Annotated in this window: 15 protein-coding genes; 5 read left to right on the top strand and 10 right to left on the bottom strand. The window is 72.0% G+C overall.

Annotated elements, in window-relative coordinates; translation table 11 throughout:
- Complete coding sequence (locus ACTOQ2_RS25510) at positions 1-1,257, bottom strand: STM4014 family protein (protein WP_440102798.1); 1,257 nt, start codon at positions 1,255-1,257, stop codon at positions 1-3.
- Positions 1,254-2,210 (bottom strand): STM4015 family protein, encoded by a 957-nt coding sequence (locus ACTOQ2_RS25505; protein WP_440102797.1) that lies wholly within the window; start codon positions 2,208-2,210, stop codon positions 1,254-1,256. Before ACTOQ2_RS25505 ends, ACTOQ2_RS25510 begins: the two co-directional genes overlap by 4 nt.
- A gap of 229 nt (positions 2,211-2,439) precedes the next feature.
- Here ACTOQ2_RS25505 and ACTOQ2_RS25500 point away from each other — a divergent pair, with 229 nt between their 5' ends.
- On the top strand, positions 2,440-3,867 hold the full coding sequence (locus tag ACTOQ2_RS25500; protein WP_440102796.1) for an MFS transporter: 1,428 nt from the start codon (positions 2,440-2,442) through the stop codon (positions 3,865-3,867).
- Between the two features lie 3 nt (positions 3,868-3,870).
- Here the strand turns inward: ACTOQ2_RS25500 and ACTOQ2_RS25495 are convergent, their stop codons facing one another.
- Positions 3,871-5,100 (bottom strand): cytochrome P450, encoded by a 1,230-nt coding sequence (locus ACTOQ2_RS25495; protein WP_440102794.1) that lies wholly within the window; start codon positions 5,098-5,100, stop codon positions 3,871-3,873.
- A 95-nt stretch (positions 5,101-5,195) separates the two neighbouring features.
- Here ACTOQ2_RS25495 and ACTOQ2_RS25490 point away from each other — a divergent pair, with 95 nt between their 5' ends.
- Positions 5,196-6,617 (top strand): FG-GAP repeat protein, encoded by a 1,422-nt coding sequence (locus ACTOQ2_RS25490; protein ID WP_440102793.1) that lies wholly within the window; start codon positions 5,196-5,198, stop codon positions 6,615-6,617.
- Between the two features lie 118 nt (positions 6,618-6,735).
- A complete protein-coding gene (locus tag ACTOQ2_RS25485; RefSeq protein WP_440067102.1) occupies positions 6,736-7,950 on the top strand; it encodes an ROK family protein in 1,215 nt (404 codons plus the stop codon).
- A gap of 34 nt (positions 7,951-7,984) precedes the next feature.
- Here the strand turns inward: ACTOQ2_RS25485 and ACTOQ2_RS25480 are convergent, their stop codons facing one another.
- The 3 genes from ACTOQ2_RS25480 to ACTOQ2_RS25470 form a co-directional block, all read right to left on the bottom strand.
- The gene (locus ACTOQ2_RS25480; RefSeq protein ID WP_440102792.1) at positions 7,985-8,530 is read right to left on the bottom strand and encodes a hypothetical protein; all 546 of its coding nucleotides are present in this window, start codon (positions 8,528-8,530) and stop codon (positions 7,985-7,987) included.
- Positions 8,531-8,638: 108 nt separating this feature from the next.
- Positions 8,639-10,186 carry an alkaline phosphatase D family protein gene (locus ACTOQ2_RS25475; protein ID WP_440102790.1) on the bottom strand — a complete coding sequence of 516 codons (1,548 nt, stop codon included), beginning with the start codon at positions 10,184-10,186 and terminating at the stop codon, positions 8,639-8,641.
- A gap of 200 nt (positions 10,187-10,386) precedes the next feature.
- Positions 10,387-11,220, bottom strand: coding sequence for a hypothetical protein (locus ACTOQ2_RS25470; RefSeq protein WP_440067107.1), 834 nt, complete (start codon positions 11,218-11,220; stop codon positions 10,387-10,389).
- Positions 11,221-11,469: 249 nt separating this feature from the next.
- Between ACTOQ2_RS25470 and arfB the strand changes: the two genes are divergently transcribed.
- Together arfB and ACTOQ2_RS25460 are read left to right on the top strand one after the other, a co-directional pair.
- Positions 11,470-11,892 carry an alternative ribosome rescue aminoacyl-tRNA hydrolase ArfB gene (gene arfB, locus ACTOQ2_RS25465; protein WP_362683289.1) on the top strand — a complete coding sequence of 141 codons (423 nt, stop codon included), beginning with the start codon at positions 11,470-11,472 and terminating at the stop codon, positions 11,890-11,892.
- A gap of 100 nt (positions 11,893-11,992) precedes the next feature.
- A complete protein-coding gene (locus tag ACTOQ2_RS25460; protein WP_440102789.1) occupies positions 11,993-12,436 on the top strand; it encodes an NUDIX hydrolase in 444 nt (147 codons plus the stop codon).
- A 28-nt stretch (positions 12,437-12,464) separates the two neighbouring features.
- Here the strand turns inward: ACTOQ2_RS25460 and ACTOQ2_RS25455 are convergent, their stop codons facing one another.
- From ACTOQ2_RS25455 to ACTOQ2_RS25440, 4 genes are all read right to left on the bottom strand, one after another.
- The gene (locus tag ACTOQ2_RS25455; RefSeq protein ID WP_440102787.1) at positions 12,465-13,913 is read right to left on the bottom strand and encodes a glycosyltransferase family 39 protein; all 1,449 of its coding nucleotides are present in this window, start codon (positions 13,911-13,913) and stop codon (positions 12,465-12,467) included.
- Between the two features lie 75 nt (positions 13,914-13,988).
- Positions 13,989-14,561 (bottom strand): TIGR03086 family metal-binding protein, encoded by a 573-nt coding sequence (locus ACTOQ2_RS25450; RefSeq protein WP_440102785.1) that lies wholly within the window; start codon positions 14,559-14,561, stop codon positions 13,989-13,991.
- Positions 14,548-15,030 carry an SRPBCC domain-containing protein gene (locus tag ACTOQ2_RS25445; protein ID WP_440067114.1) on the bottom strand — a complete coding sequence of 161 codons (483 nt, stop codon included), beginning with the start codon at positions 15,028-15,030 and terminating at the stop codon, positions 14,548-14,550. Before ACTOQ2_RS25445 ends, ACTOQ2_RS25450 begins: the two co-directional genes overlap by 14 nt.
- A complete protein-coding gene (locus ACTOQ2_RS25440; protein ID WP_440102783.1) occupies positions 14,963-15,358 on the bottom strand; it encodes an ArsR/SmtB family transcription factor in 396 nt (131 codons plus the stop codon). Before ACTOQ2_RS25440 ends, ACTOQ2_RS25445 begins: the two co-directional genes overlap by 68 nt.
- Positions 15,359-15,394 lie beyond the last annotated feature (36 nt).

Genomic DNA, 15,394 nt, shown 5'->3' with positions numbered 1-15,394 from the left:
TCACGCACGGGGCCTCCCGCTCCCGCTCGCCCGCCGGGGCGTGCCGGCCTCTCGCGGGACGTGCCGGTCTCCCGCCGGGACACACCGCTCTTTCGCCGATGCGTACCCGGCTCCCGCCGGGGCCTGCCGATCTTCCGCCGGAGTGTGCCGGTCTTTCGCGGGGGCGTGCCGGTCTTCCGCCGGGGCGTGCCGGGCGAGGATCGCGCGGACCTGTGCGCCGTAGGTGTCGAGGCCCTCGGCTCCGCCACCGGGCAGGCCCTCCAGCCGGGGAAGCAGGTCGCCGAACGCGTTGACCTCGGCCACCGCGAACTCCCGCCAGTCGACTCCGATCATCAGGTCGACCCCGACGGCCAGGCTCCCGGGGAAGCAGGCCGCCGCCCGCGCGCAGGTCTCCAGGGCCCGCTCCCACCCCCGGGGGCCGAGCCCGGCCGTGACGGCGCCCAGATCACCCCGTACGCCACCGAGGTGGAGGTTGGTCATCGGCCCGCGGCCCGCGCGGACGACCGCGTGGGTGGGTGTGCCGTCCACGACGACCACCCTCAGGTCGATCGCGCGCCCGCCGAGGCTCGCCTTGGGAAACCAGCGCTCGACGTGGAGGCCGTCCGCGGCCAGCAGGTCGACGATCACCGCCAGATCGGGCTCGTTCTCGTAACACCTGATCCGCAGGGAGTTGTGCAGCTCGCCGGAGGTCAGCTCCGCCGAGGTCACCGCCCTGACCCGGCGGCCCGACGCGTGCAGGGCGATGATCCCGGAGGCCGACGAGCCGTGGGCCGGTTTGACGAACACCCGGCCCCAGCGGGCCTCTCCCATCCGCTCGCGCAGCTCGGCGTAGCCGCCGACCGGCCCGGCGAGGGCCGGCGGCACCGGCACCCCGGCCGCCGACAGCCTGGCGTGACAGCGCCGCTTGTCGAACATCACCGCCACGTCCTCGACGTCGGCGAGCAGCACGGCCCCCGGCGCCGCGACCACGGCCCGGCGGACCCGGGCGGCCCCGGCGACGAACCCGGCGTGCCAGCGGGCGCCGCCGCCGATCCGGGACGGCTCGCCCGGGCCCCGCAGCAGCGCGTCCGCCTCGGCGTCCTCCCCCGGCGAGTCGATCCGTACGAGCGTCCCCGGCTCGATCCCGATCTCCTCGCCGCGCAGCACGGACGTCCACGGCACGACCGCGGGCTCGGCCAGCCCCTGCCGGGCGCAGGCGTCGGCGAACATGGTCACCCGCCGGTCGCCCGGCGTGCCGACGACGGTGAGGGCGGTCACTCGGCGACCGCGACGTAGCGCCACTCGCCGTCGGGCTCTTTCTGGTCGGACACGTCGAGCCGGACGCCGGAGCCGGAGAACGTCGTCGTGAGACGCTCGACCATGGCGTCCGTCAGGTAGTGGTGGTGCAGGTCCAGGCGCTTGAGGTGGGTCAGGGGCTGCCCCGACAGCAGGGCCTCGGCACCCTCGTCGGTGAGCACGCCCATCGACTGGGCGAGCGACTCCAGCCGGGCCACGACGGGGGCGACGGCGACGAGACCGGCCACCTCGTCCTGGATCTCGCTGTTCTGCAGCCCCAGGTGCCTGAGCGCGGGCAGCCTCTCACCGGACAGGATGTTCTCCAGGTCGGCGGCGGTGGTCTCGCCGCCGTACTCGCTCGTGCCGAGCCAGGCCTCCAGGTGTTCGAGCGCGGGGAGCTCGCTCATGCCGACCCCCCTGACCACGGAGGCGGGCAGCCCGCCCGCCTCGAAGCGCAGCACCCTGAGGTGCTCGTGCCCGACCGGCCGCAGCTCCAGCCCCGTCCCGCCCCGGACCTCCAGCCGCTCCAGCAGCGGGAAGGCCTCCAGCAGCGGCGTGACGTCGCTCTGCTGGATCCAGGAGATCTCGCACTCCTCCTGCGGCATCGCGGCGAAGAAGAGCGAGCGCAGGGCGGGGAAGCGCGTCGCGCTCTCCGCCAGCAGCCGGACGGGACCCGACGCGTCCTTCTCGTAGGCCTCGCCCCACCCTCCGACGATGAGCGCCCTGACCTCGGTGGTGTCGACGGTCTCGGCGAAGCGCGCGAAGTGCTCCTCGAAGGTCTCCTTGGCGTCGTAGACGCGGACCGAGACGCGCCACGCCGCCTCGCCGGCCGGGGGATGGGGGGCGCCGGGGGGACGCAGGCTCACGATGGGCAGGCCCGCGTAGTCTCCGCGGTAGAGGCCGTCGACGTCGTCGTTGAACTCGGTGTGGTCCATCGGAGGCTCCCCGTCAGGCTCGGCTGTGGCAGGACCGTCCTACCAGAGGCGCGCGACACTTCCGGCCGCACTCCAGGAATCGCTCCCCGATCCTTCCCAGAGCGCTTCCCCGATCCTCCGTGATCATTCTGAAAGCGCTTCCAGAATCGATCACGGGATACTTCCGGGAGCGCCCCGTGAGGCCGGACGCCGGTCGGACCGGTCCGCGAGGTCGGCGATGATGAACGGCATGGACAATGGTCACATCCGTTTCGCCTCCGCGAAGGGCCGCTGGGTTCTCCTCACCACCGTGCTCGGCTCGGGCATGGCCATGCTGGACGGCACGGTCGTCAATGTGGCCCTGCCCGCGCTCGGCGCCGATCTCGGCGCCGACATGGCCGGCCTGCAGTGGACGGTCAACGCCTACACCCTCACCCTGGCGGGCCTGATCCTGCTCGGCGGATCGCTCGGCGACCGCTACGGCAGGCGCAGGGTCTTCCTGGTCGGCGTCGTCTGGTTCGCCCTCGCGTCGGCCCTGTGCGGCCTGGCGCCCAACGTGGAGACGCTGATCGCGGCCCGTGCCCTGCAGGGCGTCGGCGGTGCGCTGCTCACCCCGGGATCCCTCGCCATCATCCAGGCCTCCTTCGACCGCGGGGACCGGCCCAGGGCGATCGGGGCGTGGTCGGGCCTGGGCGGGGTGGCCGCGGCCATCGGCCCGCTGCTCGGCGGGTGGCTGGTGGAGACGGCCGGATGGCGCTGGGTGTTCCTGATCAACCTGCCGCTCGCGGCGCTCGTCGTGGCGGTCGCCGTACGGCACGTCCCGGAGAGCAGGAACTCCTCGGCAGGCGGCCGGTTCGACGTCCTGGGCGCGGTGCTGGCGGCGCTGGCGCTGGCCGGGATCACCTATGGCCTGATCGACCTGGAGATCGTCCCGGTCGCGGCGGGCGTGCTGCTGGGCGCCGCGTTCGTCTGGCTGGAGATCAGGCGCTCGCCCGAGGCGCTCGTACCGGTCGAGGTCTTCTCCTCCAGGGTGTTCACCGCGGTCAACGTCGTCACCTTCATCATGTACGCCGCGATGGGCGTGGTGTTCTTCCTCCTGGTCGTCCAGCTGCAGGTGTCGGCGGGCTTCTCCCCGCTGGTGGCCGGGACCTCGATGATCCCGGTGACGATCCTGATGTTGCTGCTGTCGTCGCGCGCGGGCGAGCTGGCCAAGCGCCTCGGGCCCCGGCTGCCGATGACGGGCGGCATCCTGGTCTGCGCCGGGGCCCTGCTGCTGATGTCGCGGATCGGCCCCGGCTCGTCGTACGTGGTGGACGTGCTGCTTCCGGCGACCCTGTTCGGGCTGGGCCTGTCGGCGGCGGTCGCGCCGCTCACCGCGACGGTGCTGGCCACCGCCGCCGAGCGCCACGCGGGGGTGGCCAGCGGCGTCAACAACGCCGTCGCCAGGACCGGCGGGCTGCTCGCGGTGGCCGCGATCCCCCCGCTGGCCGGGCTGACCGGCGACGCCTTCGGCTCCCCCGAGATCTTCACCGCCGGGTTCCACACGACGATGCTGATCAGCGCGGCGATGCTGGGCGTCGCGGCGCTGATCACCTTCCTCACCATCCGGGAGAACGTGCTGATCCAGGAGGAGACGAAGCTGGGCTGCCCGGTGACGGCCCCCCAGCCGGGCAGGTGAACCTCAGAAGGTGAACGCCTGGCTCCGGACGCTGTTGTCGAAGTTGGACACCAGCAGCTCGGGCTCGCCGACCGAGCGGATCTCCGGCAGCCGGGTGAACAGCGCGCGGAACATCGCCCTGATCTCCTGCCTGGCGAGGTTGGCGCCCAGGCAGAAGTGCGGCCCGGGGCCGCCGAAGCCCACGTGGGGCTTGGTGTCGCGGGTGATGTCGAACCGGTCGGCGTCGGGGAAGACCGTCTCGTCGCGGTTGGCCGAGCCGTAGAAGAGCACGACCTTGTCGCCCGCCTTCAGGTGCAGGCCGCGCAGGTCGTAGTCCTCGGTGACGGTGCGGCGGAACTGCATGATGGGCGAGACGTAGCGGACCATCTCCTCGATCGCGCCGCCGATGTGCGCGTCGAAGTCGCCGGCCAGCAGGCTCCGCTGCTCGGGGTTGTCGGTCAGCAGCTTGATGCCGTGCGCCATGGTGTTGCGGGCCGTCTCGTTGCCCGCCACGAGCAGCAGCGTGAAGAACGACCCCAGCTCGCGGTCGGTCAGCCTCTCGCCGTCGACGTTGGCGGTGACGAGCGCCGAGACGAGGTCCCCCTGCGGCTCCCGCGCGCGATCCTTGCCCAGGTTGATCACCAGGCGCTGCAGGGCGAGCAGCGCGAGCGTGTTCTGGGCGGCCATCCTGACGGTGTGCGCCAGGCTGGGCCGCACGCCGGAGTAGGCGGTGGAGATGTCGACGTGCTGGTGGACCTTGGCCCGCACGTCGTCGGGGACGCCCATCATGTCGCAGATGACGTGGATGGGCAGCTTGGCGGCCACCTGGCCGACGAAGTCGCCGGGCCCCGAGGCGAGCACGTCGTCGACGATCCGCGCGCACGCGGCGTCGATGTCGCCCTGCAGGTTGGCCAGCATCTTCGGGCTGAACGCGCGGGAGACGATGCGGCGCAGCCGGGCGTGCCGGGGGTCGTCCATGTTGACCATGGACTCGCCGAACACGTGTTTGACCCAGCCGGGCGGCTCGGGACTGGTCACGCCGGGCTCGCTGGAGAACACCTTGGCGTTGCGGCTGGCCTCCACCACGTCGGCGTGCCGGACCAGCGCGTAGAAACCCTTGCCCGAGCGGAGCAGCGGGACCCGCTTCTCCTCGAAGAACACCGGCTTGTCGAGATCCCGAAGCCGCGCGAACGCCTCATGCCGCTCCTTGAGCGGCCGCCGCCAGAATCCCAGGTCGGCCAGGTCGATTTCCATGTCGTCAATCCTGGCATGCTCTTTATGCGTACCGGCCACGTGGATTTCATGTCCCGGTGGGCCGCGTGTCCGAATCACCGGGAACCATGACAGGTATGAGAGCCTCGCTCCTCACCTCCGCGGTCCTCGCGTTCCTGCTGGTCCCCGCCTCCCCCTTCCCGGCCCACGCCTCGGCCGCCGCGTGCTCCGGCGTCCCCTCCGACTTCGACGGCGACGGACGGGCCGATCTCGCGGTCGCCGCTCCCTACACCCGCACCGGCGGCCACGCCCGCGCGGGGGCGGTCACCGTGCTGTACGGCATGCGTACCGAGGGGAAGCTGACCCAGGACGACCCCGGGGTGCCCGGCGAGGCCGAGACCGGGGACGCGTTCGGCTCGGCGCTGGCGACCGGCGACTTCGACGGCGACCGCTGCGCCGACCTGGCCGTGGGCGTCTCCGAGGAGGACCGCTCCCGGCCGGGAGAGGACGGCGACGGCGCCGTGCAGCTGTTCCACGGCTCGCCCGGCGGCCTGCGGCCCGGCAAGACGATCGACGCCGCGGACCTGGGCCGCGAGCGCGAGCCCGGCCGGTTCGGTGCCGCGCTCGCGGCGGGGGACCTGGACGGCGACGGCGACGACGAGCTGGTGATCGGCGCTCCCGGGCTGGGCGGCGGCGCGGTCGGGGTGTACGGGCTCAAAGGGCGCAGGCCGTACATGATCACGCAGGAGACGGGCTGGGTGGGGCAGCGCGAGCGCGAGACCGACCAGTTCGGCGCGGTGCTCGCCACCGGGGACTTCGACGGGAACGGCCGGGCCGAGATCGCCGTGGGCGCGCCCGCGGACACGGTGCTGAAGAACGGCCAGGGCTCGGTCACCGTCCTCGACGTCCGGCGCCGCAGGGCGACCGTGCTCACCCAGGACAGCCCAGGGATCAGCGGCCTCGCCGAGGCCTGGGACTTCTTCGGCACCGCCCTGGCCACCGGCGACTTCGACGCCGACGGCCGCGACGACCTGGCGATCGGCGTGCCGGGCGAGGGGCTCAGCGCCAACCAGCGGGCGATGGACTACGGCGACGGCACCGTGCACGTCGTCTACGGCTCCGGCTCGGGACTGCGTACGGCGGGCTCCGAGGCCTGGTCACAGCGCTCCCTGAAGGGAGAGCCGCGCTACTTCGACCACTTCGGCGCCGCCCTCGCCGCAGGGGATCTCAACGGCGACGGCGACGACGAGCTGGCGATCGGGGTGCCGGGCGAGAACGCCGTCCAGGTGCTCGCGGGCACCCGCTCCGGCGGCCTGACCCGGAACCACAACCTGCTGCTCACCGGCGAGGGCGGCGACTTCGGCGCGGCCCTGGCCACGGTCGCGGGCCGCGGCCTGGTCGTCGCCGCCCCGGGCGACGGCAGGCTCACCCTGCTGCGCGGGACCGTGCGGAAGGGCTCCTACCCGGGCGTCCGCCCGTCGTCGGCGCGGTCCCTGGCCGGCGCCCCCAAGGAGACCCTGTTCGGCTACGCCTTCGCGGGCCCGCCCTCCCCGCGGTAGGGACCGGCCCCTCCAGCGGTGAGGACCGGCCCTCCCCCGGCCGACCCCACGGCCGAGGAGAGGCGGCGGGAGGAGAATGCCGGCCGCTTGATTCACGTCGCTACCTAAGATGAGGGGCATGTTCGACGCACAGCAGAGGACCGTCCGCGATCTACGCCGGGGGAATCGGGCGATCGTGCTGCGCGCCCTCTACTTCGAGGGACCCGCCAGCCGCCAGGAGCTCAGCGAGACCATCGGGCTCAGCCCCGCCACCGTGAGCAACGTGACGGGAGACCTGCTCGCGAGCGGGATCATCGTCGAGGCCGGTCTGGCGGACTCCGACGGGGGCAGGCCCCGGGTGCTGCTGCGGGTCAACACCACCCACGGCTACGCCGTCGGCGTCGACGTCGGCGAGACGCACGTGCGCGTCGAACTCTTCGACCTGGACATGAACCGGCAGGCCAAGGCCGAGTACCCGCTGCGCCCGGCCGGGCACGACGTCGACCAGGTCGTCCGCCACATCCTCGCGGGCATCGACGTGGTCCTCGGCGAGAGCGGCGTGCCCAGGGAGCGGGTGCTCGGCGTGGGGGTGGGGGTTCCGGGAGTCGTCGAGACGGGGCCCGACGCCCTGATCCACGCCCCGACCTTCGGGTGGGACGCGGTCCCGCTCGGCAGGCTGCTGCGGGCGGGCACCGACCTGCCGCTCTTCGTGGACAACGGCGCCACGTCGATGGGACAGGCCGAGTTGTGGTTCGGCGTCGGGCGCAGGGCCAGGCACGCCGTGGTGGTGCTGATCGGCTCGGGAGTCGGGGCGAGCATCATCACCGACGGGGCCACCTACCTGGGGGCCAACAGCAGCGCCGGCGAGTGGGGCCACACGAAGATCATGATCGGCGGGCACCGGTGCCGCTGCGGCGGGGAGGGCTGCCTGGAGGCGTACGTGGGGGCCAGGGGCATCCTGGAACGTGCCGGGGTCTGGACGGAGACCGTCGACGAGCAGGCCGAGCTGGCCGCGCTGGTGGCCGCGGGCTCCCCGATCATCGACGAGACCGTCACCTACCTGGGCGTGGGGCTGGCCAACCTGATCAACCTGTTCAACCCCGAGCGGATCATCATCGGCGGCTGGGCCGGCGTGCTGCTCGGCGAGCACCTGCTGACGAGGATCAGGAAGGTCGTCGCGGACAACTGCCTGGCGCAGCCGTACAAGACGGTCTCCATCGGCCTGGGCCGCCTCGGCGTCGACTCGGTGGCGCTGGGCGCCGCCACCCTCGTGATCGAGGATCTCCTGCAGGCGAACCCGGTCGCGAGGCCGAACGGCGTCTCCCCGCGCCCCCGGAACCGGGCCGGGATCTGATCCCCGGCTCCCGGAACAGGGGGCGGGGCCGGGGTCAGCGGATGCGCGTACTGGCCTTGATCTTGCGGCCGATCTCCTTGCGGAGCTTGCGGATGTCGGCGTCCGCGTCGGACGTGGCGATCACGCCGAACGTGGCGGTGGCGGTGCCCCGGCGCGAGCCGGCCCAGGCACGGATCCGCACGGTCGTCGAGTCGCCCTTGTCGAGGGAGGTGATCCAGCAGGACAGGCTGCGGCCCTTGACGGAGCACTTGACGCTGCGCGGCTTGGAGATCACCCGGATCTTGCGGAAGCGTTTCGAGAAGTCCCCGACGAGCGCCACGTAGTGCTGGCCGCGGGCCTTCCTGTTGCGGACCTTGACGGAGTAGACAAGGGATCCGCCCCGGTGGACGTGCTTGGGGAAAGTGATCACGTACCCGAAGTCGGAGGGCGCCGCGGCGGGCGCGACCGCGGGTGCGGCGGATAAAGCGGACGAAGCGGATAAGGCGGATCCTGCGGCTGTCGCAGGGGTCGGGGAGAGGAGGGTGCCGCCCAGCGCCGCGGCGAGTGCCGCGGCGGTGAGCCTCGTGGCGAGGGGACTCATAAGCGGCATCATGCAATAAATTTTCCAGAATTCCTCTCACGTTTCGGGTCAGGGCCGCCTGTCCGCCGGGACGCTTCAGGTCAGGGCCGCGTGCCCCGGCGACTCGTTTCAGGTCAGGGCCGCCTGCCCTGACGGCACGGTGAACCGGGCGCCGGTCTTGGCGGGGGCGCCGCGCCTGCTGATGTAGTCGAGCGTGCGGAAGTCCGCGCGCAGCTCCTCCTGGGTGACCCTGCAGACGATGTAGCCGCGCCGCTGGTCGAGGTAGGAGATGTGCGGGTTCTCCGCGACCGTCTCGGCGATCCGGCCCTCGTCCCGGTAGCCGTCGCCGTCGCTGGCGATCGAGGAGGTGACGAGTTCCACCGCCACGCGGGGCGAGTCGGGGTCGTCGAAGTCGAGCCTCAGATCCGCCGCGTGGTGCATGTGCGCGTCGCCGGTCAGCACGACCGGATTGGCCGCGCCCGAGTCGCGGAAACCGGTCAGCAGGCGGGTTCGCTCGGCGGCGTAGCCGTCCCAGGAGTCCATGTTGACCTCGGTGCCCGGCCCGACCTTGGAGTCGCGCTGGGCCATCAGGATCTGCTGGCCGACCAGGTTCCAGTGGGCGTCCGAGCTCGCGAGGCCGTTCAGCAGCCAGCGCCGCTGGTCCTCGCCGAGCAGGGTACGGCCGGTCGCGAGCCGGTCGTCGCAACCGGACCTGAGCCCGTCCTCGCACGCCTGGTCGTCGCGGAACTGCCGGGTGTCGAGCAGGTGGAAGCGGGCCAGCGGTCCCCAGTCGACCCGGCGGTGGACTCGCATCGACGCCCCGCCGGGCACGCTCGTCCTGCGCAGCGGCATGTTCTCGTAGTACGCCTGGAAGGCGTTGGCCCTGCGCCGGGCGAACGCCGGGGCGCCGGAGCTGGAGACCTCCCCGGCCCAGTTGTTCTCGATCTCGTGGTCGTCGAAGGCCACCAGCCACGGTGCGACCGCATGTGCCGCCTGCAGGTCGGGGTCGCTCTTGTACTGCGCGTGGCGCATCCGGTAGTCGGCCAGCGTGGCGCACTTGCCCCAGGTGTGCTGCCGGACGCTCCCGCCCAGCGCCGTGTATCCCTGGGGGCCGTACTCGTACATGTAGTCGCCCAGGTGCACGACCAGCTCCGGGTCCTGCTCGGCCAGCCTCCGGTACGCCGTGTAGAAGCCGTGCTCGTAGTGGGCGCAGGCGGCGACGGCGAAGGTCAGCGAGGCCGCCGAGGACAGGGCGGACACGGCGGACGGGGCCGTACGGGTGCGTCCGGCCGGCGACAGGTGTCCTTCGGCGCGGAAGCGGTAGAAGTACTCCCGGCCGGGCTCCAGCCCGTCGATCTCGACGTGGACGCTGTGCGCCCGCTTCCAGCGCGCGGTCTCGGTGCCCTCGCGGACCACCTTGGAGAACCGCTCGTCGGTGGCGAGCTGCCATTCGACGTCCACGTCCCTGACCGGCATGCCACCCCTGCCGTTCGGGCCGAGCGGGTCGAGGGCGAGCCTGGTCCACAGCACGAAGCCGTCCTGTGACGGGTCGCCGGAGGCGATGCCGAGGGTGAACGGGTCACGGGCGAGGGTCCGGGAGGGAATCCGGGAGGGGCCGAGCCCCGCCCCGGTCAGCAACAGGCCGCCCGCACCCGCGGCGGCGACGGAAAGGAACACTCTGCGTGACGGCTTCTGCTCCACGCCATCAGTGCATCCGCTCCAGCTTTCCTCGCCGTGGCCTGCGAATCAAGGCGAGATGAACAGCCGCCGCACAGACGCGTTCCTTACCCACGGTGATTGAACAGCGGCCGACCTCCGGGCGACATCACGGCGAAGGACCGGCCTCCCGCCGGTGACCGCGTGGCAGGGAGGCGGGGTCAGCTCAGGTAGGGCTTGAGGTGCGGGGTGAGGGCGCCGCAGCCCAGGTATTTCTCCACGGTGTGGAAGTCGATCCAGTCGAGATCGACCAGGGCCTCCTGGTCCACCCCGGTGAAGCAGGACCTCAGGCCCGGCGGGATCGCCGCGATGTCGTCCTTGTCGGCGATGTTGACCCACCGCCTGACCTTGCGGGGGCGCTCGCCCCAGCCGTTGACCGGAGCGGGCATCAGGCGCTCGAAGATCACGTTGCGCATGCCGAGCGGGCTGCCGAGGGTGATCAGCAGGTCGACCTCCAGGTCGGGGTTGGCCCAGAGCGTCTCGTACGTCACCACGCTGCCCAGCGAGTGCGCGATCACCACCTTGGGGCGGTTCCGCCTGATCACCTCGGCCACGGCCGCCCGGCACTTCGCGCGCGTCTCACCCCCGGCGGCCAGGTAGGCGGCGACCTCGGGGCAGAAGAACGCGGCGAAGTCGGCGGCGTTGACCTCCAGCCGATCCAGCAGCCAGCCGGTCATCCGGTGCAGGGCGCCGGTCAGCCCCTCCCCCACCGCGTCGAGCTGCTTGGCCCAGGCGACGAAGACCTCCTGGGCGCCGACGTCCATGCTCCGCACGGCGCGCACGGAGTCGTTCTTGCTCTCGCCCAGCAGGTGGGCGTAGTAGGCGATCTCGGTGACGTAGCGCTCCTTGGCGTGCGGCCTGCCGCCGGTCAGGCCCTTGTGCAGGTAGCGGTCCCACTTGTCGCGCATCGCGAGGGCGGCGCCGCTGACCGAGTTACCCGCGTCGCGGTAGTAGCGGTACTTGCCGATCCCGTGCACGCCGACGATCGTGTCCATGCGCCCCCGCCTCCTGCTTCGGATGCCCTGCCATCGCGAATGTTTGACCACATGTGCCTTCGGGCAGATGTGTGCCCCCCGGGCAACTGTGGCGGAAGGGAACCCCGCGCCACAAGGCCGATACGACTTCGGCCACGACTCGAAAATCGTCAGTTGACACCAAACTGGGCATAAAACCATTTGATCCACGCTTATAGCTCCTCGGTACCCTGGAGACACGCACACCCCCGTGAGAAGGAAGTCACCGCCATGCCCGGTCCGCTCCAGATCAGCGGCTCGGTCTCGGTCCCCGAGGCCGAGCTCGGCTGGCGGTTCTCCCGCTCCTCCGGCCCCGGCGGCCAGGGGGTCAACACCACCGACAGCCGGGTCGAGCTCAGCTTCGACCTGGCCGCCACCGAGACGCTGGGCCCCGTCTTCAAGGCCAGAGCCCTCGAACGCCTCGGCCCCCGCCTGGTGAACGGGGTGATCACCATCGCCGCCTCGGAGTTCCGCTCCCAGCTGCGCAACCGCGAGGCCGCCGAGATGCGCCTGGCCCAGATCCTGCGCGAGGCGATCGCCCCGCCGCCCAAGAAGCGCCGTCCGACCAAGCCGAGCAGGGGCGCGGTCGAGCGGCGGATCGCCGCCAAGAAGCAGCGTTCGGACCTCAAGCGGCTACGCAGGGACCACCACTAGAGCCTCGTCTCCCCCTCACCGGGGCCTGTGCCGTACGGAAATCCCGGATCCCCGGACCCGGATGAGGGTCGTGCCGCCCGAGCGGTGACACAATGGCCCCATGTCTGCCGTGCCGAGCGTCCGCGCCGTCCTTCTCGACGACGACCAGCTGGTGGTGTTCCGGCGCACGGTTCCCGGCAAGGAGCTCTACTGGTCCATTCCCGGCGGCCACGTCGAGCCCGAGGACGCCTCCCTGGAGCACACCCTGCACCGCGAGGTCATGGAGGAGCTGGGCGCCGTGGTCTCCGGTGTCACCCCGCTGACCACCCTGGAGTGCCTGCGCGACGAGGGGGTCAAGACCCAGCACGTCTACGGCTGCCGCCTGGTCTCGATGGACCCCGCGCTGCGCTGCGGCCCGGAGTTCGACGACCCGGCCCGCGGCGAGTACGAGGTGGTGCGGCTCCCGCTCGACCCGGCCGAGATCTCCGCCATCAACATCGTCCCCCCGGAGCTCGGCGCCTACCTCGCCGGCGCGGCCACCCGCCTGCCCGGCCTGATCGCCTGACCTCCCGCGCCCGGAGGCTCTGGAGGGATCAGCGCCGCTCGCGGACGTAGAGACCGAACCACGAGTAGCCGAAGTCCTCGGTGGACTTCAGGGTGAAGTCGCGGTTGGCCATCAGGGCCAGATAGCGCTCGTCGTCCTCCACGAAGTCCCTGCTCTTGTGCTTCCTGCCGCCGGTGACCAGCCAGACGCGCTCGACACCTTCCAGGGCGGCCGTGAACTGCGCGGCGGTCCTCGGTGTGCGCCGGCCGGGAGCGTGGGTGAGGTCGCGCAGGTTCCGGTACGCGTCCTCGTACACGGCGGCGAACAGGCGCCGGTTCTCCCCCACGTAGAGCACGGCGTCGCCGGGGCGCTGCCTGTCCAGCAGCGTGGCCGCCATGGCACGCAGGTTGTCGGGCCGCCTGTCCGGCTCGCGGATCGTCAGGTGCGTCGGGACGGTCAGCGCCGCGACGAGGACCAGCCCGATCCAGCCCAGGACCCTGGGCCGCACGGCGTTCAGGCCCGCTCCCGCCAGCAGCGCCATCGCGGGGACGGCGAAGAGCACGTATCTCGGGTTGAAGATGGGATGGACGATGGAGATCGCCATGGACACGAACGGCAGCAGCGCCCAGGGCAGCGCGACCGCCGCCAGCCGCCCACCGGCGGACGTCCCGAGGAGCATGAGGGCGACCAGGAGCAGCGCCACCGCCACGGTGCCCGCCAGCTCCTCGCCGAACCAGGCGACGTCGGTGAGCTTCGACGGCTCCAACCACGACAGCTGCGCCTCGCGCTGACCGGCCGCCAGGAGCGCGAGCGGGGCGATCCCGGCCACGGCCACGGCCAGCGCCCCGGCGAACCACACCACATCGGGCCGGGACGGCGACGGCGATGACGACGGCGACGGCGCGCGGCGCCACCACAGCACCGTCACCACGTGCGCGAGGACCAGGAGCAGCGCGTAGACGTGGAACCAGCCGAGCAGCACCAGGCAGGCCCCGTAGGCCAGATACCACCGGCGACCCGATCGCCGCGTCGCCTCGACCAGCACCCAGGTGGCCAGGACGGCCACCGCCGTCACGATCGCGTAGCTGCGCGCCTCCTGGGCGTACCGGCTCACCATCGGCAGCGCGACGTAGAGCAGTCCGGCGAGAAGGCCCGCTCCCGGGGTGGCGAGCCTCCTGCCCAGGACCGTGACGCCGTACGCGGCGGCGGCCGTGGCGACGACCGAGGGCAGGCGCATGGCCAGCTCGCCGGTCGAGAACGCGGCGACCGGCCGGAGCAGGAGGTAGTAGAGCGCGTGCACCCGGTCGATGCTGTCGAGCAGGTGCCACAGGTCGCCGAGGGGCATCGCGGCGGCCAGCGTGCTGACCGACTCGTCGCGCCAGAACGAGGGCGTGGTGATGCCCCAGAGCCCGATCAGCATCGCCGCCACCGCCGGTATCGCCTCCGGCAGGCGGGACCGCTCACGGGGCCGGACCCGGCCCTTTTCCGCAACACCCATCACATCGCGCTATTTCATACCATGAACGCGACCGACGCGACGGTCCGGCGCGACGTCAGCGCCACCGGCCCGATCTCACCGCGCCGACCAGAACGGGTCCCGGCCGATGAAACCCAGCAGCCTGGTCTGGACGTCCGCGTCGCCGGGCACCTCGACGCGGGCGCCGTACTGGCCGGAGGAGCGGATGGCCTGCTCCATCTGCTCCATCTCGCCGAGGAGCCGGGCGCAGAGATCGGGGTCCAGCCGGTCGTCCTGGCCGGTGGCCCGGGAAAGATCCCAGGTGTGCATGAACACGTCGGCGGTGTAGAACCGGTCGATCGCGCTCTCCAGAGGCAGGCGGCCGATGTGCCGGTCGGTGAGCTCCCGGTACGCCGTCTCCGGATCGTCCAGCACCGCCTGCACGCCGTCGCAGTGAACCTGCCACGCGAGGACCGGGTTCTCGTCCACCGACGGTCCGCGGGGCAGGTCGACGCCGGCACCGGAGGCGAGAAACCCGGGGAACCATCCGGTCAGGTGCCGCACGACGTCGCGAGCGGTCCAGCCGTCGACCGGGGACGGCGCGTCCCAGGACTTGGTACCGCGGACCCGGTCCGTGAACAGCCCGGCGACCTGCCGGTGCCGCTCCGCCGGGCGGTCAGACAGCGCCATCGACGGCCATCCTCTCCAGCTTCGCGTACCCTTCCTCGACACCGACCTCCATGCCGGAGCGCAGCCAAGCGTCGCGGCCCTCGAAGCTGTCGACCAGCGACTGTGTCCGCAGCCGCGTACGGCCGTCGCCCAGGTCCTCCAGCCACAACGTCGTCAGCATGACTCCGTCGGGGTCGCCCTCGAACGTGAAGGTCTGCACGATACGGTCCGGCCGCACCTCGTGGAAGCAGCCGTGGAACCCGTACTCCGCGCCGCCGTGCGTCGAGACGTACCGCCAGCTGCCGCCGGTGGAGGCGTCCCAGTGCTCGATCCGGACGGCCGTGGCGTCGGGCCCCACCCACTGGGCGAACGCCACGGGGTCGGTGTGGGCGCGGAAGAGCTGCCCGGGCGTCGCCACGAAGTCACGCGTCATCCGGATGACCGGCAGCCTCGGGTCGGCTTCGATGACCGTCTGTGCGGTCCTGTTCATGCTCGTCTCCCCTCATCGCCTCCAGGACGGCGTCAAGGCGGCGGTAGCGCCGCTCGGCGCGGGCCCGGTAGCGCTCGATCCAGGTGTCCATCAGGTCGAAGACCTGGGCCTCCAGGTGCACCGGCCGGGGCTGTGGCCCCCGCGGCCGGCTGACGAGCCCGGCGTCCTCGAGCACCCGCAGGTGCTTGTAGACGGCCTGCAGCGTCATCTGGTAGGGCTCGGCCAGCTGGCTCACGGTCGCGTCGCCCTCCGAGAGCCGGGCCACCATGTCGCGCCGGGTCGGATCCGCGAGGGCGGCGAAGACCTGGGACAGCGCGTCCGTGGTCATCGATCCTCCCGCTTTCAACCCAATGGTTGAAAGAAC

The organism is Streptosporangium sp. H16, from assembly GCF_051918855.1.
Taxonomy (GTDB): domain Bacteria; phylum Actinomycetota; class Actinomycetes; order Streptosporangiales; family Streptosporangiaceae; genus Streptosporangium.
Note: the sequence above shows the minus strand (reverse complement) of the source record. Positions and strands in the feature narration are given on the sequence as shown.